This window comes from Erythrobacter dokdonensis DSW-74 (assembly GCF_001677335.1).
Classification (GTDB): domain Bacteria; phylum Pseudomonadota; class Alphaproteobacteria; order Sphingomonadales; family Sphingomonadaceae; genus Erythrobacter; species Erythrobacter dokdonensis.
Genome location: NZ_LZYB01000004.1, coordinates 74,508 through 91,860 on the forward strand (window position 1 = coordinate 74,508; position 17,353 = coordinate 91,860).

A 17,353-nucleotide genomic window follows, 5' to 3' on the forward strand; every position below is an offset into this window, starting at 1 on the left:
AGGCCGCGACCTGCTGGCGGCCCTCGCGATTTTCACAGGGGGGCGAAGCGCGGCGCCATGGCAGATTGCCACCAGCAAGGGAGACACGAGATGGCAGGGCAGGCACAGCGCGTGATCGAGGAATTCTGGCGCATCCAGGACGCGGGCGACTATACCAAGCTCGCGCCCCTGTTCGCCGAGGACGCCTTTCTCGAAGACCCAATCTGGGGCCAGTATCGCGGCCGCGAGGCGATTCTCGGCTTCATGACCAAGATGGTCGAGGAAATGTCGGACCGCAAAGTCCACTTTACCGTCGATGAAATCTGCGGTGACGATCACGCCGTCTGGGCACGCTGGACGATGCACATGGAAGGCCACGCACCCCGTGGCGGCGTCGGCATCTACAAGGTCGAGGGTGGCCAGCTCACCTATTACCGCGATTACATGGACCCGGCGGGCGAGTAGGCTACATTACCCGGTAATCCGGGTGGCCGCTGGCGATGATCTGGAGCACCGGCAGGGGGAAATCGGGGTTGGGTTCGTTGCCCGGCTGGTCTTCCAGCGGCAGTTTCCAGTCCATGATGTAGCGGCGGCTGGCGATGCGCCACTCGCCGTCCCTTTTCTCGAACTCGTCGAGATAGCGCCCGCCATAGAGCCCGCCCGACCAGGTGCCGTCATCCTGTTCGCGGATGCCGGTGGCAAATCCGTAGCATTCGACGCTGGCCCTGTCGGAGGAATGGAGCGCGATCGAGGGCGTGCTGAGGAAATGCCAGCGCCGCTGGCTGGCACGCTCGATCTGCATCACCACCGGCAGGAAATCCGCCGCGCTGCCGGTGAAGAAGCCGTAATCGATGTGCGCATCGGGCCAGAAACAACCCGCCTGCCCCTCGTCATCCAGCCAGTCCAGTGTGCGCGAATAGCGTTGCAGCACCTCGGCAATCGCCTGCTTGTCGAGCAGCGCCTGAAGCTGTGCGTCCATATTCATGCCCGCCCGCTCCACCACGGCGCAATGTCGAGCGGGAAGCGTTCCTGCGCGGTTGTCATCGCCGCGCTGGCATCATCGGGCAGCGCCGGATCGGATGTATGCGGCAGTCCCCCGCCGGCACCTTCCACGGGATCGACATATTCCAGCCTGATCCCCGCCAGCACATCGGCGAAATCGTGGCCTTCGTGATGGTCGGACATCTGGTGGTGATAGAAGGCCCATTTGTCCTTGAACGACAGCAGGCAATAATAGCTCAGCGGCTCCTGGCCCTTCCAGTATTCGTAGCGGATCACGCCGTCCTCGGTGCCGAAAGTCTCGGCCACCATGTCGTGCATGATCGCTTCCCACTTTTCCTCCTTGCCGGGCTTGATCTGGATATGGGCGAGCAGCGTGGCCATCAGAGCGTCTCCGTTCAGGCAGGGGTGAGGTTCAGCAACAGGCGGTAGATGCCGAGCATGATCCCGCCCTGGTGGCGGAAATCATTGCCGGGCGCGTATTCCATGTCCGCAAAGGCATCGGCGAGGCGGTCCCACGCGATCATCTGTTCGAGCCGCGAGAGGTTCGATCCGGGGCACGAACGCGGCCCCTGGCTGAAGGCCAAGTGGCGCGTCGCGGCCTTGCGATCCAGCTTTAACTCCAGCGGGTCCTCGAATTCATCCGCGTCGATGTTCGCCGCCGCCCAGCGCAGGTGGAGCATCGATCCGGCGGGCACCTCGACGCCCTGAAACACCTCGTCACGGGAACAGATGCGCGTCGAAAGCCCCTGCGTGGGGGAGCGCAGCCGCATCCCTTCCTCGATGAAGGTGCGGATGAGGCTGCGATCCTCGCGAAGACGCCCGAACATGCCGGGCCGCTCGCACAGCAATTGCGCCTGTTCGGCGATGGCATATTGCGTCGTCTCCAGCCCGCCGATCACCATCGCGTAGACCACGCCATTGATCTCGTCGTCGGTGAGCTTGCGGCCCAATGCCTGGTATTCGACCTGCGTGAGGAAGCTGACCATATCGTCCTGCGGGCGGGCACGCTTCTCGCGCGTTTGCTGCGCCACGTATTCCTTCATCCCCGCCAGCAGCCGGAATTTCTCCTGCGTCTGTTCGGGGGTGAGAATGTTCTTGTGGGTGCGTCCGTGAACATAGGACATGACCTGCGCATTGCCCCATTGTTCGAGCCGGGGAATATCCTCCTGCGGGAAGCCGAGCACATCGGCCATTGTGCGCTGGGGCAGGGGCCGGGCGAAATCGGCAACGAAATCGACCGGCTCGCCGGCGCGCGCTTTCTCGAGCATCCCGGCGATGAGGTTCTCGACATGGCCGGTGATCATCGCCGCATGGCGGGTGCAGCCCGGGCCGACCCACGGATCGGTCAGCTCCCTGCGATGCGCGCGCCACAGCTCCGGATCGGGTCGCAGCGAGACGATCGAGGCGACCATCGCGTCGATATCGGGGATGTGGGTGGGCATCTCGCCCGACTGGATGATCTGCGCCACCAGCAGGGAAAGCGTGGGCGGGAAACGGTCCCAGTCCATCACCACGCGGCGCACGTCTTCGTATTTGGTGAGGACGAAGGCATCGCTGCCGGGGGTCAGCCCCTCGCCCGCAAGGCGCTGCACCGGAGCCTGTTCGTGCAGAATCGCATAGGCAGGGTACCAGTGCTCCTGCGCGCCCGGAGCGAACAGGTCGACCTCGTCCAATGTGCGAGGGTGTTCCGCCTGCAATCCGCCTCTCCCATCGCGACGGCGACCCGCTTAGCGAATCCGCCAATTGCTGATGCGAAGCTTGTCCCGCAGCCTCGCCCTTACGGAAACGGGCTATTTTGTGAGGCCCACGGGGAGAGAGACGTGAGCCGAATTGCCAAGCTGCCGCCGGAGGAATGGGACGAACGCCTGGTCAAGGCGATCCGGCCGGACAATCTGACCGATCTCGAACAGGGCCTGACCCGCTATTTCGCCCATTGCCCCGAGCAGGCGTTGGGGCTGATGGCGTTTGGCGGGGCGCTGAAAATGAACCGCTCGCTGCCCGACAGACTGGTGGAGCTGGTGCGGCTGCGCGTCGCCTTCTTCAACCAGTGCCGTTCGTGCATGGCGATCCGCTATTCCGATGCGGTCGCCGACGGGGTGACCGAAGGGCTGGTGTGCTCGCTCGAACGCCCACAGGAGGCGGAGAACCTTTCGGCGGCAGAGAAAGCCGCGATCCGTTACGGCGAGCTGATGGCGACAGACCACCTCGCCATCGACGATGCGGTCTATGACGATCTGCGCCAGCACTTCACGGAAAGCCAGATCGTCGAACTGGGCATGACGGTCGCCTTCTTCGTCGGTTTCGGTCGGCTCGCCGCGACCTGGCACATGGTCGAGGAATTGCCCGAAGCCTTCCGCAAGGCGGAGAGCATCGCGCCATGGGGCGCCGAGAAAATCGAGGTGCGCTGATGAACCAGCCCCCCGCAATCAACCTGTTCGATCCCGAGCTCCAGCAATGCCCCTACGAGGCCTACAAGACCTTGCGCGACGAGGCGCCGGTGTACAACATCCCCGGCACGCAGATCTGGGTCGTCAGCCGCTATGACCACGTGCGCGAGGTGCTGATGGACCCGCAGCGCTTCCCCTCGACTGCCGCCAACGAGTTGATGCGCGCCAGCCCCGTCGACATGGAACGCGGGCGCAAGGTCGCCCAGCGCTTCAAGGAGAAAGGCTGGCTCCCCGCACCGACGCTGGCGGGCCGGGACGATCCGAACCACAAGCAGATGCGCGCGATGTTCAACGAGGCGTTCAAGCCCAGCCGCATCAAGGAGATCGATCCGCGGGTCGAAACCCTCGCCTACGAGCTGATCGACGAATTCCTCGCGGACGGGAAATGCGACTGGGTGCGCCAGTTCTGCGTCCCCTTGCCGCTGTTCATCATCGGCGAGCAGATGGGCGCCAGGCGCGAGGACATGTGGCGCATCAAGGGCTGGACCGACGCCTTCTTCCACCGCATCTCTCTGATGCTGCCAGAGGACAGGCACCTGGAGATGGTCGACCGCGAGATCGAGGCGCAGCACTATTTCCAGCCGATCTTCGAACGCCTGCGGGAAGAACCCGACGGCAGCCTTATCTCGGTGCTGGTCAACACCGTGATCGAGGGCTGGGGGCGGCCCCTCAACGACAACGAACTCCACGCCGAGATGATGGCCGACACCTTCGTCGGCGGCTCGGAAACCACCACCAACGCGCTCGCCGCCGGCATGAAGCTGCTGATCGAGAACAAGGACGTGTGGGTGAAGCTCAAATCCGATCCGGAAAAATACATGCGCAATTTCGTCGAGGAGGTGCTGCGGCTCGAAAGCCCGGTGCAGAGCCTCATGCGCTTCACTCACAAGGATGTGGAGCTGGACGGGGTGACGATCCCCGCCGGATCGGTGATTAATGTGCGCTACGGCGCGGCCAACCGCGATGAACGCTTCTTCGAATGCCCCGAAAAGCTCGATCTCGACCGGCCCAAGGCCGGCGCGCACATGGCCTTCGGGTCAGGCACGCACCACTGCCTCGGCGCGCCGCTAGCAAGGCGGGAGCTGACATGGGGCTTCCAGGCCGTGGTCGACCGCTTCGAGGACATGGACTTTGCGCCAGGGCAGAACGATTTCAGCTATCACCCGCATTTCCTGCTGCGGAGCCTGAAGCAGCTCAACATCGAGTTTGTGGCGAGGAAGCGCTAGGTGTTCGCCCGCGCCGCCGTCCGACCGGCGATATAGCCGAAGGTGATCGCCGGGCCGAGCGTCCCGCCCGCGCCTGCATAAATCCCGCCCGTCGGACAGGCGATGGCATTGCCCGCGCCGAGCAGGCCGGGGATCGGCGCGCCATCATGCCCCAAGATGCGCGCCTGACCGTCCGTTCTCGGCCCGCCATTGGTGCCGAGCAGGCCCGATGAAATTTCCACCGCGTAGAACGGCGCTTCCCGGATCGCGCCGAGCGTGACGGCGGCGCCTTCCCGGCTGCGATCGCCGTAGAAATGGTCATAGGCGCTCGTCCCGCGCCCGAAATCGGGATCATGGCCCGCGTCGGCATGGACGTTGAAGCGCGCCACGGTTTCCTCCAGCGCCGCCCCGTCGATACCGATCTGCGCCGCCAGCCCTGCAAGCGTGTCATCGCGCATCACCCAATCCGGAATCGGCTGGCCCGGCTGGCGTGTGCCCAGCGGATAGCGTTCGGCATATTGCGCGTCGAACACCAGCCAGCAGGGCAGGTTGGGATAGTCGTAAGTCGCCGGATCGAACTGGTGGAACACGCCGCCCAGCGCGGAGTAATTCGCCGCCTCGTTGCAGAACCGCTTGCCTGACCGATTGACCATGATCGCATGCGGCACGGTGCGCTCGATCAGGATGATCTGCGCGCGGCTCTCGCCGCTGGCCCAGGGCGCATCGGGCTGGACAAGGGTCGGCGCCCACCATGCGCTGGTCATGTTGCCGAGCTTCGCGCCCGCCGCCATCGCCAGCTTCAGCCCCTCGCCGCGCGCGGTCGGCGGGCTGGCGGGCGCGGTGACGGGGCCGCGCAGGAAGGTCTGGCGCAGGTCTTCGTCCCATTCGAACCCGCCGGTGCTGACAATCACACCCCGGCGCGCGGCGAGGGCAAAGGGCGCGCCGTCACGCTCGCCTTCGATGCCGGTGATGCGCGCGCCGTCTTTCACAAGCCGGTGCGTCTCCACCCCGAGCACCGGTTCGATCCCGCGGTCGAGACAGGCCTTGAGCAATCGCGCCACCATCGCCTGCCCGAACCCGCATTGCCGTGCAGCCATGCGCTGGCCCAGCACCTCCATTGGCGGCATGGCGGTCGCCCCGCCCAGCGGCGTCTCGCGCAGCATCAGGGGCTTGGGTTCTTCAATGGCGTAGATCTTCGCCGCCCAGTCGCCCAGTTCCCCCAGCGCGAACAGGTCGTGGTCGAGCGCGCGGGAGCCTTCGGGCTTCGCGCCGGGCCGGTCGAGATAGTAGTCGGGATAGCCCGGCAGCACCGCCACCTTGAGCGCGTCGATACCTTCGAGGAAGGCCAGCGCCTCCGGCCCCTTGCCAACAAAGGCTTCCAGCGTCTCGTCCACCAGATCGCCGTGATTAAGGCTGCGGAAATAGGCGAGCGCGTCCTCGCGGCTGTCGGCCATGCCCGCTGCCCGCATCCGGGGGTTGTCCGCCACCCAGATCACCCCGCCCGATATGGCCGAGGTGCCGCCGATGCGGTCGCCGCGCTCGACCAGCGCGACCTTTGCCCCCGCCTCGTGCGCGGCAAGCGCGGCGGCCATTCCGGCAGCGCCCGTTCCCAGCACGATCACATCGACATCGCTCATGTCGGGGTTAGACGCCTGCGAGGCAGGATCGGGCAACCCGTCATTTTGGCAAGGTGCGCCCGCCTGCCGGTGCGGCTAACCACCGGTGAAAGGAGAGAACCATGAAACTGGAAGGCAAGGTCGCCGCCATCACGGGCGGCACGGCGGGGATGGGGCGCGGGATCGCCGAGGCGTTCCTTGCCGAGGGCGCAAAGGTGGCGCTGTTCGCCCGCAATGCGGAAAAGGGCGCGAAGGTGCTCGAAGAAATGGGCGCAGGCGAGCGCGGCCTTTTCGTCGCCGGCGACGTGATGAACCAGTCCGATCTTGAAGGTTTCATCGACAAGGCCATCGCCCATTTCGGCACGCTCGACATTCTGGTGAACAATGCAGGCGGCGCGGGCGACCTGCAGCCGCTGGTCAACCTGTCCGATCACGCCTTCGACGAGGCGATGAAGTGGAATGTCTATTCGACCTTCTGGGCAACGCGGCGCGCGCTGCCGGTGATGCTGGAGAAGGGCGACGGGCGGGTGATCAACATCTCGTCGATGGAGGGCAAGCACGGCAAGCCGGTGCTGACGGCTTACTCTGCGGCCAAGCACGCGGTGAACGGCATGACCAAGAGCCTGGCGCGCGAGGTGGGCCCCCAGGGCGTGACGGTCAACGCGATCTGCCCCGGCCTCGTCATCACCGACATCATCCGCAACAACGGCCCCGCCACGGCCAAGGCAATGGGGATGGAGTTCGAGGAGATGATCGATCTGTTCGCGCAGGAAGCGGCGATCAAGCGCCCCAACGAGGTCGAGGAAATCGCCGCGGTGGCAGTGCTGCTCGCCAGCAAGGCGGGCGCGGGGATCACCGGCGCGCAGATCAGCGTTGACGGGGGCACAGCCCAGTATTGAAGGCGCTTTGACCGGCTTCGCGGGGGTCTCGACCCCCTCCAGACCCCTGTTCGCGCGCGCCTTGCGGCCCCTCGCGGCGATGTTTCATCTGAAACATCGCCGCATCGCTCAGCCTTCCTGCAACTTCGCCATCGCCGCGCCGACCGCCGCCTCGATGTCGCGCGCCTGCGGATTGCCGCGCAGGGTCAGCCCGCCATTGGGCTGGATGTTCTGACCCGTCACAAAGGCATGGTCGCTCGACAGCCACAGGCAGGCATGGGCGACATCCTCCGAGGTGTTGAGCCGCCCCAAGGGATAGCGCGGAACGAAAGCATCGACGAGGCCGGGCACCTGGAAGCTGTCCGACGTCATGGGGCTTTCGGTGAAGGCGGGCGAAACGGTGTTGGCCTTGATCCCCAGGTGCCCGAAATCATTGGCCACGCATTCCATCATCGCCTCGCCCGCGCGTTTCGAGGCGATATAGGCCATGTGGTTGTTGATCAGCGCCTTGGTGGTGGCAGAACTCAAGGAGATGATCGATCCGCCGGTCGGCTGCTGCTCGCTCATCACCCGCACAAAGGCCTGCGCGAAGTGGTGCACCCCCTTGAATTGCAGGTCGGTGATCTGTTCGAGCTGTTCCTGCGTGATCTCCAGCGTGTTCGCCAGCAGGCCCCAGCCGGTGGTGTTGATCGCGATATCGACCCGCCCAAAGGTGTCCCTCGCCTTGTCGGCCAGCGCGTGAACCTCGGCATGGCTGGTGATGTCGCACAGGGCGTATTCCCCGCCGATTTCCGCCGCCAGATCGGCAAGCGGGGTCTGCTTGCGGCCCGCCACCATGACCTTCGCGCCCTCGGCCGCGAACAGGCGGGCGATGACCTGCCCCATGTTGCCGGGCGATGCCGCCCCCAGAATGACCGCGCTCTTGCCTTCGAGTTGTCCCATCGCTTGTCTCCTCTCCGGCACAGCGCCTACCACGCATCCTTGCGGAGCGACCCTTCCCAAAAGTGTCCATTGTCCGCGTGCCTAACCCGCCCGATAGCCTCCCCATATTCGAGGGAGAGCGAGCAATGTTCACCGGACCGCTGGAAGATCGCGTCGCGATTGCCGAACTCAACGGCACCTATGCCGATGGCGTGGTGCGCTTTGATGCCGAGACCTGGGGAAGCGTCTGGGCCGAGGATGCCGACTGGGACCTGATGGGCCACAAGACCAAGGGCAGGGACGCCATCGTCGCCTTCTGGAACGGCGCAATGGGCGGGCTGGAGGCGGTCAGCTTCCAATGCGTGCCGTGCATGATCGAAATCGACGGCAACACCGCGAAATCCCGCGTGCAGACGCAGGAGATCCTCAAGCCCAAGGATGCCAAGGCGCGCCATGTCGGCGGGCTGTATGAAGACACGCTGGCGAAGATCGACGGGCGCTGGGTGTTCACCAGCCGCACCTTCCGCATCGTCGCGGAATTCGGAGTGGAAGGGTAAAGCCATGGCGAAGATTGTCATTTCCGCGCAGATCGATCTCGATCCCGCCCAGCGCGAGGAGGCGCTGCGCAGCGCCCGCCCGCATATCGAGGCCGCGCTCGCTGAAAAGGGTTGCATCCACTACGACTGGAGCGCCTGTTCGATGAACCCCGCACGGGTCAACGTGTTCGAGGAATGGGAGAGCGAGGAAGCCCTCGCCGCGCATTTCCGCGACCCGGCCTATACCGGGATGCGCGATCATATCGGCCAGTTCGGCATCACCGCCGCGGTGAGCAAGAAATATCGCGTGGACGCCGAAGGGCCGGTCTACAATGCTGAAGGCGTGGCGACCGAGGCCTTTGACTAGGCTACTGGGCGCCATCCTTGCCGGCGGACAGGCGCGGCGGTTTGGCAGCGACAAGGCGCAGGCACTGTTTGAAGGCACCCGGCTGATCGACCGGGTCGCGGCTGCGCTTCTGGCGCAAACCGACAGGCTGGTCGTGTGCGGCCGCGAGGAGCCGGGCTTTGCCTGCATCCCCGATTGGCCCGAAGCGGGGCTCGGCCCGTTGGGCGGGCTCGCGGCAGCGCTGCGCCATGCGGGAGAGCAAGGCTCCACCCACGTGCTTTCTGCCGGAGTGGACGCACCCGACCTGCCGCACAGTCTCGCCGCCGCACTCGCTGGGGAAGGTGCCGCAATCGTCGAGAGCCAGCCGGTCGTCGGCCTGTGGCCAGCCGAAGCCGCACCGCTGCTCGCCGACTTCATCGCCGGAGGCGGCCGCTCGCTCTACCGCTTCGCGGATCACATCGGCGCGCGGCGAGTGATGCTGGCCGCTCGGCTCATGAATGTGAACCGGCCTGAGGACCTGCCTTAAAGCTTGAGCATCTGCTTGCCGCGGTTCTGCCCGGTGAACAGGCGCTGCAAAGTCTGCGGCGCATTCTCGAAACCGTGCTGGATATCTTCCTGATACTTGAGGCTGCCACCCTTGACGAAGCCTTCGAGCCGCTTGCGGATGCCGGGAAACTCGCTCGCCCAGTCGAGCACGATGAAGCCCGCCATAGTGCCGCGCCGGAACACGAGGTTGAAATAGTTTTCCGGCCCGGCAGGCAGGCTCCCCGTCTCGTAACGGCTGATCCCGCCGCAGATCACCACCCGCGCCCCGGTGGCGATGCAGGCCAGCATGTCGTTGAGGATCTTCCCGCCGACATTGTCGTAGATCACGTCCACGCCGCGCGGGCACAGCTCGCGGATCTGCTCCTTCACCCCGCCCGCCTTGTAATCGATCGCGGCGTCATAGCCCGCCTCGCGCACCAGCCAGTCGCACTTGTCCTTGCCGCCCGCGATACCGACCACGCGGCACCCGGCGATCTTGGCGAGCTGGCCGACGATGCTGCCCGTTGCGCCCGCCGCGCCAGAAACCAGCACGGTGTCGCCCGCCACGGGCTTGCCGACCTTGAACAGGCCGCAATAGGCGGTCAGCCCGGTCGTCCCCAGCACCGACAGGACGGCGGTGGGCGAGAGTTCGGTTTCGACCCTCGTCAGCTCCTTGCCGTCGGTGACGAGGTATTCGGTCCAGCCGGTGGTGCCGAACACCATGTCACCGACTGCGAACCTGCCGCCGTTCGACGCCACCACTTCCGCGATCCCGCTGCCGCGCATCACGTCACCGATGTTCATCGGCGCGACGTAATCGGCGATGTTCTCCATCCAGCCCTTCTGCGCCGGATCAAAGCCGAGATAGTGCGTCTTGAGCAGCATCTCGCCCTGTCCCGGATCGGGCAGCTCGGCCTCTACCAGCCGGAAGTCGTTGTCGATCTCGATCCCGCGACCGCGCGGGTGTCCGTTCAACAGCCATTGGCGGGTGGTAGTGGGCATCGGGTATCTCCCCATCTCGCAAGGAATTGTCTGCCGGTTCTATTGCGGGTCCGCAAGCCGCCTCTCCACGGACAAAAGTATCAGTCGAGCGCCCTGCCCCCTGTGGTAGTTTGTCGGTCTCAAGGAGAGAGATGATGGGCGCCGAGACTCACAAGACCTTCTGCCGTTTCTGCCACGCCAATTGCGCGATGGAAGTCGATGTCGTCGACGGAAAGGTGGTGGAAGTGCGCGGCGATCCGCAGGACCCCGCCTATGGCGGCTACACCTGCATGAAGGGCCGCGAGCTGCCGGATTCGCACAATTCGGAAAACCGCCTGCACCATTCGCTGGTGAGGAACGAAGCGGGCGAATTCGTCGAAACCCCGATGGATCAGGCGCTGGCCCATGTCGCCTCCGAGCTGCGCCGGATCATCGACACCCATGGCCCGCATTCGGTGGCGGTGTTCATGGGTTCGGGCGGCTTCCAGAACTCGGCTGCGATGGCCGCATCGCTCAGCTTCGCGCAGGCCGTGGGGAGCCGCAATTTCTACACCTCGGTAACGCTCGATCAGCCCGCCAAGGTCTTCACCACCGCGCGTTACGGCAAGTGGATGGCGGGACCGAACACCTTCAGCGAGAGCGACGTTGCCATGTTCATCGGCAACAACCCGATCGTGTCGCACTATGCGCCGGTCGGGGGCGTGCCGCCCTTCAGCCCCTCGCGCCGCATCCGCGACAAGAAGGCCGAAGGCCTGAAGCTGATCGTCGCCGACCCGCGCGAAAGCGATGTCGCGCGGCTTGCCGACATCTACCTGCCGGTCAAGCCGGGCGAGGATCCGGCGATGCTGGCGGGGATGCTCAACGTGATCATCGCCGAAGGGCTGTATGATCGCAATTTCGTCGCCGCGCATGTCGACGGGTTCGATGAGTTGGCCGAGGCGGTGAAGGCCTTCCCGCCCGAAGTGGCGGCGGAACGCGCCGGGCTAGACAAGGAACAGCTGGTGGCCGCCGCGCGGATGTTTGCCGGGGGCACCAAGGGCTGCGCCACCACCGGCACCGGCCCGGAAATGGCGGGCCACGGCACGCTGACCGAATATCTCGTCACCTGCCTCAACACGATTTGTGCCCGCTTCAAGCAGGAGGGCGAGAAGGCCGCGATTCCGGGCGTGTTCAGCCCCTACCAGACCGCGCGCCGCGCACAGGTCGCGCCGCCGGTGCCAATGTTCGGCGCGGAAGGCATGCCCAAGTCGCGCTTCCGGGGTTTGGGGCATCTGGGCTGGGAAATGCCGTGCAACGTGCTGGCCGACGAGATTCTCACGCCGGGCGAGGGCCAGGTGCGCGCGCTGATCTCGGTCGGCGGCAATCCGGTGGTCGGCTTCCCCGACCAGGCCAAGATGGTCCGCGCATTGGATGATCTTGAACTGTTCGTGCAGATCGACCCGTGGATGAGCGCCTCGGCCCGCCGCGCCGACGTGGTACTCGCGCCCTCGCAATGCCTTGAGCGCGAGGACATCACCAGCCTTTCGGAATGGTGGCACGAGGAACCCTATGCCCGCTACACCGAAGCGATTGTCGCGCCGCCGGGTGACGTGATCGACGAATACGAGATGTTCTGGACGCTGGCGCACCACCTCGGGATCCAGATGATGCTGAACGGCGGCCCGCTGCCGATGGACCGCAAGCCGACCAAGCAGGAATTCCTCGATCTGGCGGTGACCGGCTGCCTCGTGCCGCCCAGCAAGGTGCGCGAGGATTGCCGCGCCAACGGCGGGGCGGCGGTGATCTATCCCGAAGTCCACCCCAAGGTCGAACCGCTCGACGAAAGCGACTTCCACCGCTTCGATCTGGCGGTCGGCGCGATGCCGGCGGAGATCGGGAAATATGCCGCCAATCCGGCCAGCAAGGCGGGCTTCGACTTCCGCCTGATCAGCCGCCGGTCGAAAACGCGGTTCAATTCCATCGGCCACCCGCTCAAGAGATTGCAGGCCAAGACCACCACCAACCCCGCCTATATCCACCCGGAAGACATGGCGGCGCTGGGGCTGGAGGAAGGCGGGCTGGTCGCGATCACCAGCCCCCACGCCACCATCCACGGCGTGGTCAAGGCAAGCGACAAGGTGCGGCGCGGGATCGTTTCGATGGCCCATGCCTACGGGGATGCCGACGCGACCAAGGAGGATGTGCGCGAACGCGGTTCCTCGACCAACCGGCTGGTGAGCGAGGTGGTCGATTATGATCCGATCACGGGCCAGTCCTTGCAAAGCGCCATTCCGGTGAAGCTCGAACCGGCCTGATTATCTCGCCAAACGAAAGACAGATATGCCCCAGAACCGCCGCTTCCTGCTCCAGCGCCGCCCGACTGGCACGCCGGTTCACGAGGATTTCGAACTCGTCACCGAAGACACACCCGCGCTGGAAGAGGGCCAGTTCCTGATCCGCAACCACTACGCCTCGCTCGATCCGGCGATGCGCGGCTGGATGGATGCTGAGGGCAATTACATGCCGCCGATCCCGCTTGGCGATCCGGTGCGCGCCAGCACCATCGGCGTGGTCGAGGCGAGCCGCGCCGAAGGGTTTGAGCCCGGCCAGTGGGTGATGGGGCTCAATGCACTGGAGGACTACTCGATCGGCGTCGCAGGCGGTTTCACCCAGCCGATCGACCCGTCACTGGTGCCAAGCGTCACCAATTACCTGTCGATCTTCGGCGCTGTCGGGATGACAGCCTATTTCGGCTTTCTCGAAGTGTGCGAGCCGAAAGCGGGCGAGACTGTGTTGGTGTCGGGCGCGGCGGGGGCGGTCGGCAGCCTTGTCGGCCAGCTTGCCAAGATCCACGGGTGCCGCGCTGTCGGGATTGCCGGCGGGCCTGTCAAATGCGCGCGCCTTATCGAGAAATACGGCTTCGATGCGGCCATCGACTATCGCGGCAAGGATGAAGCGGCATTGACCGCCGCCATCGCCGAAGCCTGCCCGGACGGGGTCGACGTGATTTTCGAAAATGTCGGCGGGATGATCCTCGATGCGGGGCTGATGAACCTCAACCTCCATTCGCGCGTCGGGCTGTGCGGCCTCATCAGCGAGTACAACACCGAGCCGCGCGGCATCCGCAACCTGTGGCAGCTGATCGTCAAGCGTGCCCAAATCAGGGGTCTGCTGGTGGCCGATTATGTCGAACGCTTCGGCGAGGGCGCGCAACAAATGGGCGTCTGGGCGGCGCAAGGCCGCCTCACCATCGACGAGCATATCGACGAGGGGCTGGAGAATGCCTTCGACAGTTTCATGCGGCTGTTTGCGGGCACCAATGACGGCAAGATGATCCTCAAGATCGCCTGATGCCCCGTTCGCTGCTCGTGCTGTCAGGGGGGCACCCCTACGAGGCCGGGCCGTTCGCCGAGTTGCTGGGCGCGCTCGGAGAGTGGGAAATCACCCACCTGATCCACCCCGAAGGCGGCGAGGCCGATGCCGCGCAGGCTATCCTCGCCGCCGATGCGCTGCTGTTCTACGACATGCCGGGCTACAGCTTCGGCGAGGGCGGGGTGACGATGCGCCCGCCCTCGCCGGCCTATCGCGCGGCCATCTCGGCGCGCTTCGCAGCGGGCAAGGGCGCGGTGGCGATGCACCATGCCCTGGCCGGATGGGCCGAATGGCCGGAGTGGCACGCGTGGCTCGGCGGACAGTTTCACTACCAGCCCGGCGCGCACGGCGCGGATTCCGGCTATCGCCACGATGTCGCCTACGAAGCGCGCATTGTCGCCGATCACGCGGTCACGCGCGGGCTTCCGGCCGGCTTCCCCGTTACCGACGAGCTTTACCTTTGCCCCATCGACGAAAGCGTGATTGTCCCGCTCGTCCGCGCCGGGGGCTTCGCCTTCACCGCGGACAATTTCTACTCGGCCGCCAATGCCGTCGCAGGCGCGATGTTCTCCCGCGAGGGCTGGGACCACCCGTCCGGCAGCGATTGCGTGGCATGGGAAAGCTGCAACTGCCCCGCACCGCTAGTCTACCTGCAATTCGGCGACGGCCCGGCGACCTACGCCAACCCGCATGTGCGCCGGATGCTCGCCCAGGCGCTCGAATACACCTCAGGAGAAACCGCATGACCCCGCAAGAAACCGTCGAAGCCTTCATCGGCTGCTGGAACGCCTGCGACATTGACGCGATGCTCGCACTGTGTGCGGACGACATCGTCTATCACAACATCCCGATGGAGCCGATCCACGGCACCACCGCGATGCGCGCGATGGTCGAAGGCTTTCTCGCCAATATCGCCGCGTGCGACTGGCAGACCCGCGCCATTGCCGCCAATGGCAACACCGTGCTGACCGAGCGCACCGACGGCTTCACCTTCAAGGACGGACGCTCGGCCGCGATCCGGGTGATGGGCACCTTCGAGATAGGCGCAGCCGGCCGCATCACCGCCTGGCGCGACTATTTCGACATGGGCGAATTCCAGCGCGAATTCGCAGGCGCCTGACCGCACACTGCCGACCCTAACACAAACGCGCATCGCATCGCAGGCGCACTCATGGCTAGGCTTGCCTTCATGATCTGCAAGGTTTGGAGCCTTTCGCCATGAACAAGCCCGAAGGCAATGTGTTTGCCCCCGAAACGCTGGTCGATCCGTTCGACTACTACCGCGCCATCCACGAGGCCGGAGTGGAAATCGAACTGCTCGAAGGGATGAACACCTACGTCGTCTACAGCTATGACCTGTGCAACGAGGCACTCGGCAAGCCGGAGATGTATTCAAACGATTTCAGCGTTCTGATGGGGCGCGAGGCGGACGAGGAAATCCAGGCCATTCTCGCAGAGGGCTGGCCCGACGTGCCGACCCTGCTGACCGCAGATCATCCGGTGCACACCCGCAACCGCAAGCTGGTGAACCTCGCCTTTTCCGCCCCGCGCGTGAACGCGATCGAGGCCGACATGCGCGCCAAGTCGATCGAGCTGATCGAGGCCTTCGCCGACAAGGGGTCATGCGAATTCGTCGAGGAATTCGCCGTGCCGCTGCCGGTGGCGATGATCGCCGGGCAGATCGGGCTCGACGACAATCCCAAACAGGTCAAGGAATGGTCCGATGCCGCAGTCGACCGTTTCAGCCAGATGGTCGATCACGAGCGCAAGAAGGAATGTGCGCGCAGCCTGGTCGAATTCCAGCACTACATGAAGGGCAAGATCGACGATCGCCGCGCCAATGGCGGCGACGATCTGCTGACCGATCTGGTCGAGGCCCGGGTCGAAGGCGAAACCCCGCTGACCGATCCGGAAATCATGTCGATCATGCAGCAGTTCATGGTGGCCGGGAACGAGACGACCACTTCGACGCTCGCCGGGGGGCTGCTCCAGCTGATCCGCAATCCCGACCAGATGGCGAAGGCAAAGGCCGCCGCAGGCGGACGTGATCCGAAGGTCATCGGCAACCTCGTCGAAGAGTCGCTTCGGTATGAAACCCCGACCGCGGGCATGTGGCGCATCGTCAAGGCCGACACCGAGCTGGGCGGCATGAAAATCCCGAACGGCAGCGTGGTGCAGCTGCGCTATGCCGCGGCCAACCGCGATCCCAGGAAATTTCCCGATCCCGACAAGTTCGACATCGAACGCACGAATGCCCGCACCCACCTCGCCTTCGGCAAGGGTCCGCACATGTGCGTGGGCAACATGCTGTCCCGCAAGGAGATGCTGGTCGCCTTCGATGAACTGCTCGAGCGGCTCGATGATTTCGCGGTGGCTGATGAGGACGGCATCCGCATCCTGCCCAATATCCTGCTGCGCGGCGTCACTCGCCTGCCGATCACCTTCACCCGGAAAGTCTGAACCCCATGAATTTCGACCTGTCCGAAGAACAGGAAATGTTTGTCTCCTCGGTGGAGCGCTTTGCAGCGCCTGTCGACGTGGAGGCGCGGCGGCGGCTGCGTTTGTCGCCCAACGGATATGACCGGGCGCGCTGGCAGCAACTGGCCGAGCTTGGCCTGGTCGCGCTGGCAGCGGGGGAGGATGCCGGCGGCATGGGCGGGTCCCCGCTCGATCTGGCGCTGGTGGCGGAAGCCATCGGCAAGGCCAATGCGCCGGACCCGCTGCTTGAACACGGCATCCTGCCCGCGCTGCTGCTCGAACGCGGGGGCGCGGGCGAAGTGCTCGAAGGGGTGCTGTCGGGCGAGACGATCGCCACTCTTGCGTGGACCGAGCGGGGGCAACGCTACAGTCTGCACCCCAAGGGCATGAAAGCCGAAACCGGCGCGGACGGCCTCACCCTCAGCGGCGAAAAGACCATGGTTATGGGAGCCGCGCTCGCTGACCTGTTCATCGTGACTGCCGAGCTTGATGGCGAAACCGCCTGCTTCCTTGTGCCGGGGGATGCGCCGGGGCTTGAAGTGCGCGCCTATCGGCTGGCCGATGGTAGCATCGCGGGCGAGTTGAAGCTGACCCGAACCCCTGCCAGCGCACAGCTTTCGCTCGACGCAGAGGCGCTCGATGCCATTGCTGCCGAAATGCGCCTTTACGCCGCCGCCGAGATGGTCGGCCTCGGCCAGCGCCTGCTCGATGACACGCTGGCCTATGTGAAGGAGCGTGAACAGTTCGGCGTTGCGATCGGTAGCTTCCAGGCGCTCCAGCACCGGCTGGTCGATTGCTACGCGCGGGAGGAACAATCGCGCTCGATGCTATACCGCGCCGCATTGGCCGACCGTGCCGACACCGCCGCAAGGCAGCGCGCTACCGCCGGTGCCAAGGCCTTCATCGCCGAGAATGTCGATCACATCGCGCGCGAGGCGGTGCAGATGCATGGCGGCATGGGGATAACCGACGAACTTGCCATCGGCCACGCTTTGAAGCGCGTGCTGGTGCTGGCGCGGCTGTTCGGCGACGTCGATACCGTGCTGGCGGAATATGCGCTCGCGGCGTGACGCGCGGGCTGGAGGGGA

At 65.2% G+C, this 17,353-nt stretch carries 19 protein-coding genes; 13 read left to right on the plus strand and 6 right to left on the minus strand.

Translation table 11 applies throughout. The annotated features are described in order from the left end of the window. Nucleotides 1-90 precede the first annotated feature (90 nt). Nucleotides 91-444, plus strand: a complete 354-nt coding sequence (locus tag I603_RS09105) for a nuclear transport factor 2 family protein (RefSeq protein WP_068864309.1) — start codon at nt 91-93, stop codon at nt 442-444. 1 nt (nt 445) lies between these two features. Here the strand turns inward: I603_RS09105 and I603_RS09110 are convergent, their stop codons facing one another. From I603_RS09110 to I603_RS09120, 3 genes are read right to left on the minus strand one after another with little or no spacing between them, the layout of a single operon-like run. After that, nucleotides 446-964: a nuclear transport factor 2 family protein gene (locus tag I603_RS09110; protein ID WP_084440013.1), complete on the minus strand. Its 519-nt coding sequence runs from the start codon at nt 962-964 to the stop codon at nt 446-448. Then, nucleotides 961-1,362 (minus strand): putative quinol monooxygenase, encoded by a 402-nt coding sequence (locus I603_RS09115; RefSeq protein ID WP_068864313.1) that lies wholly within the window; start codon nt 1,360-1,362, stop codon nt 961-963. Before I603_RS09115 ends, I603_RS09110 begins: the two co-directional genes overlap by 4 nt. A 14-nt stretch (nt 1,363-1,376) precedes the next feature. Next, a complete protein-coding gene (locus I603_RS09120; protein ID WP_232305330.1) occupies nt 1,377-2,654 on the minus strand; it encodes a cytochrome P450 in 1,278 nt (425 codons plus the stop codon). 147 nt (nt 2,655-2,801) lie between these two features. On the opposite strand from I603_RS09120, the gene I603_RS09125 reads away from it, so the two are divergent. Beyond that, nucleotides 2,802-3,389 carry a carboxymuconolactone decarboxylase family protein gene (locus I603_RS09125; protein WP_068864317.1) on the plus strand — a complete coding sequence of 196 codons (588 nt, stop codon included), beginning with the start codon at nt 2,802-2,804 and terminating at the stop codon, nt 3,387-3,389. Further along, on the plus strand, nt 3,389-4,654 hold the full coding sequence (locus I603_RS09130; RefSeq protein WP_068864319.1) for a cytochrome P450: 1,266 nt from the start codon (nt 3,389-3,391) through the stop codon (nt 4,652-4,654). The genes I603_RS09125 and I603_RS09130 overlap by 1 nt, the downstream gene beginning before the upstream one ends. Here I603_RS09130 and I603_RS09135 read toward each other — a convergent pair. Beyond that, nucleotides 4,651-6,270: an FAD-dependent oxidoreductase gene (locus I603_RS09135; protein WP_068864321.1), complete on the minus strand. Its 1,620-nt coding sequence runs from the start codon at nt 6,268-6,270 to the stop codon at nt 4,651-4,653. The two genes, I603_RS09130 and I603_RS09135, sit on opposite strands and share 4 nt — an antisense overlap. 101 nt (nt 6,271-6,371) lie before the next feature. On the opposite strand from I603_RS09135, the gene I603_RS09140 reads away from it, so the two are divergent. Beyond that, nucleotides 6,372-7,148, plus strand: a complete 777-nt coding sequence (locus I603_RS09140) for an SDR family NAD(P)-dependent oxidoreductase (RefSeq protein ID WP_068864323.1) — start codon at nt 6,372-6,374, stop codon at nt 7,146-7,148. Between the two features lie 108 nt (nt 7,149-7,256). Here the strand turns inward: I603_RS09140 and I603_RS09145 are convergent, their stop codons facing one another. After that, nucleotides 7,257-8,069, minus strand: a complete 813-nt coding sequence (locus I603_RS09145) for an SDR family NAD(P)-dependent oxidoreductase (RefSeq protein WP_068864325.1) — start codon at nt 8,067-8,069, stop codon at nt 7,257-7,259. Nucleotides 8,070-8,194: 125 nt separating this feature from the next. On the opposite strand from I603_RS09145, the gene I603_RS09150 reads away from it, so the two are divergent. From I603_RS09150 to mobA, 3 genes are read left to right on the plus strand one after another with little or no spacing between them, the layout of a single operon-like run. Continuing rightward, nucleotides 8,195-8,605 (plus strand): nuclear transport factor 2 family protein, encoded by a 411-nt coding sequence (locus tag I603_RS09150; RefSeq protein WP_068864327.1) that lies wholly within the window; start codon nt 8,195-8,197, stop codon nt 8,603-8,605. Between the two features lie 4 nt (nt 8,606-8,609). Continuing rightward, nucleotides 8,610-8,951, plus strand: coding sequence for a putative quinol monooxygenase (locus I603_RS09155; RefSeq protein WP_068864330.1), 342 nt, complete (start codon nt 8,610-8,612; stop codon nt 8,949-8,951). After that, on the plus strand, nt 8,944-9,456 hold the full coding sequence (gene mobA / locus I603_RS09160; RefSeq protein ID WP_068864332.1) for a molybdenum cofactor guanylyltransferase: 513 nt from the start codon (nt 8,944-8,946) through the stop codon (nt 9,454-9,456). The genes I603_RS09155 and mobA overlap by 8 nt, the downstream gene beginning before the upstream one ends. On the opposite strand, the gene I603_RS09165 is transcribed toward mobA, so the two are convergent. Beyond that, the gene (locus I603_RS09165; RefSeq protein ID WP_068864334.1) at nt 9,453-10,457 is read right to left on the minus strand and encodes an NADP-dependent oxidoreductase; all 1,005 of its coding nucleotides are present in this window, start codon (nt 10,455-10,457) and stop codon (nt 9,453-9,455) included. The two genes, mobA and I603_RS09165, sit on opposite strands and share 4 nt — an antisense overlap. 131 nt (nt 10,458-10,588) lie before the next feature. Between I603_RS09165 and I603_RS09170 the strand changes: the two genes are divergently transcribed. The 6 genes from I603_RS09170 to I603_RS09195 all read left to right on the plus strand — a co-directional run bounded on the left by I603_RS09170 (nt 10,589) and on the right by I603_RS09195 (nt 17,335). Beyond that, complete coding sequence (locus tag I603_RS09170; protein ID WP_232305331.1) at nt 10,589-12,730, plus strand: molybdopterin-containing oxidoreductase family protein; 2,142 nt, start codon at nt 10,589-10,591, stop codon at nt 12,728-12,730. Nucleotides 12,731-12,755: 25 nt separating this feature from the next. Further along, on the plus strand, nt 12,756-13,766 hold the full coding sequence (locus I603_RS09175) for an NADP-dependent oxidoreductase (protein WP_068864336.1): 1,011 nt from the start codon (nt 12,756-12,758) through the stop codon (nt 13,764-13,766). Further along, a complete protein-coding gene (locus tag I603_RS09180; protein ID WP_068864338.1) occupies nt 13,766-14,533 on the plus strand; it encodes a ThuA domain-containing protein in 768 nt (255 codons plus the stop codon). Before I603_RS09175 ends, I603_RS09180 begins: the two co-directional genes overlap by 1 nt. Continuing rightward, complete coding sequence (locus I603_RS09185) at nt 14,530-14,907, plus strand: limonene-1,2-epoxide hydrolase family protein (protein WP_068864340.1); 378 nt, start codon at nt 14,530-14,532, stop codon at nt 14,905-14,907. The genes I603_RS09180 and I603_RS09185 overlap by 4 nt, the downstream gene beginning before the upstream one ends. A gap of 98 nt (nt 14,908-15,005) precedes the next feature. After that, nucleotides 15,006-16,247: a cytochrome P450 gene (locus I603_RS09190; RefSeq protein ID WP_068864342.1), complete on the plus strand. Its 1,242-nt coding sequence runs from the start codon at nt 15,006-15,008 to the stop codon at nt 16,245-16,247. 5 nt (nt 16,248-16,252) lie between these two features. Continuing rightward, nucleotides 16,253-17,335: an acyl-CoA dehydrogenase family protein gene (locus I603_RS09195; protein WP_068864344.1), complete on the plus strand. Its 1,083-nt coding sequence runs from the start codon at nt 16,253-16,255 to the stop codon at nt 17,333-17,335. Nucleotides 17,336-17,353 lie beyond the last annotated feature (18 nt).

What these genes read in the sequence shown, in the direction of transcription:
- I603_RS09170 (WP_232305331.1), top strand. Translation starts at nt 10,589, where the DNA reads ATGATGGGCGCCGAGACTCACAAGACCTTCTGCCGTTTCTGCCACGCC.
- I603_RS09135 (WP_068864321.1), bottom strand. Translation starts at nt 6,270, where the DNA reads ATGAGCGATGTCGATGTGATCGTGCTGGGAACGGGCGCTGCCGGAATG.
- I603_RS09110 (WP_084440013.1), bottom strand. Translation starts at nt 964, where the DNA reads ATGAATATGGACGCACAGCTTCAGGCGCTGCTCGACAAGCAGGCGATT.
- I603_RS09105 (WP_068864309.1), top strand. Translation starts at nt 91, where the DNA reads ATGGCAGGGCAGGCACAGCGCGTGATCGAGGAATTCTGGCGCATCCAG.
- I603_RS09185 (WP_068864340.1), top strand. Translation starts at nt 14,530, where the DNA reads ATGACCCCGCAAGAAACCGTCGAAGCCTTCATCGGCTGCTGGAACGCC.
- I603_RS09175 (WP_068864336.1), top strand. Translation starts at nt 12,756, where the DNA reads ATGCCCCAGAACCGCCGCTTCCTGCTCCAGCGCCGCCCGACTGGCACG.
- I603_RS09190 (WP_068864342.1), top strand. Translation starts at nt 15,006, where the DNA reads ATGAACAAGCCCGAAGGCAATGTGTTTGCCCCCGAAACGCTGGTCGAT.
- I603_RS09165 (WP_068864334.1), bottom strand. Translation starts at nt 10,457, where the DNA reads ATGCCCACTACCACCCGCCAATGGCTGTTGAACGGACACCCGCGCGGT.
- I603_RS09145 (WP_068864325.1), bottom strand. Translation starts at nt 8,069, where the DNA reads ATGGGACAACTCGAAGGCAAGAGCGCGGTCATTCTGGGGGCGGCATCG.
- I603_RS09155 (WP_068864330.1), top strand. Translation starts at nt 8,610, where the DNA reads ATGGCGAAGATTGTCATTTCCGCGCAGATCGATCTCGATCCCGCCCAG.
- I603_RS09195 (WP_068864344.1), top strand. Translation starts at nt 16,253, where the DNA reads ATGAATTTCGACCTGTCCGAAGAACAGGAAATGTTTGTCTCCTCGGTG.
- I603_RS09130 (WP_068864319.1), top strand. Translation starts at nt 3,389, where the DNA reads ATGAACCAGCCCCCCGCAATCAACCTGTTCGATCCCGAGCTCCAGCAA.
- I603_RS09150 (WP_068864327.1), top strand. Translation starts at nt 8,195, where the DNA reads ATGTTCACCGGACCGCTGGAAGATCGCGTCGCGATTGCCGAACTCAAC.
- I603_RS09140 (WP_068864323.1), top strand. Translation starts at nt 6,372, where the DNA reads ATGAAACTGGAAGGCAAGGTCGCCGCCATCACGGGCGGCACGGCGGGG.
- I603_RS09180 (WP_068864338.1), top strand. Translation starts at nt 13,766, where the DNA reads ATGCCCCGTTCGCTGCTCGTGCTGTCAGGGGGGCACCCCTACGAGGCC.
- I603_RS09115 (WP_068864313.1), bottom strand. Translation starts at nt 1,362, where the DNA reads ATGGCCACGCTGCTCGCCCATATCCAGATCAAGCCCGGCAAGGAGGAA.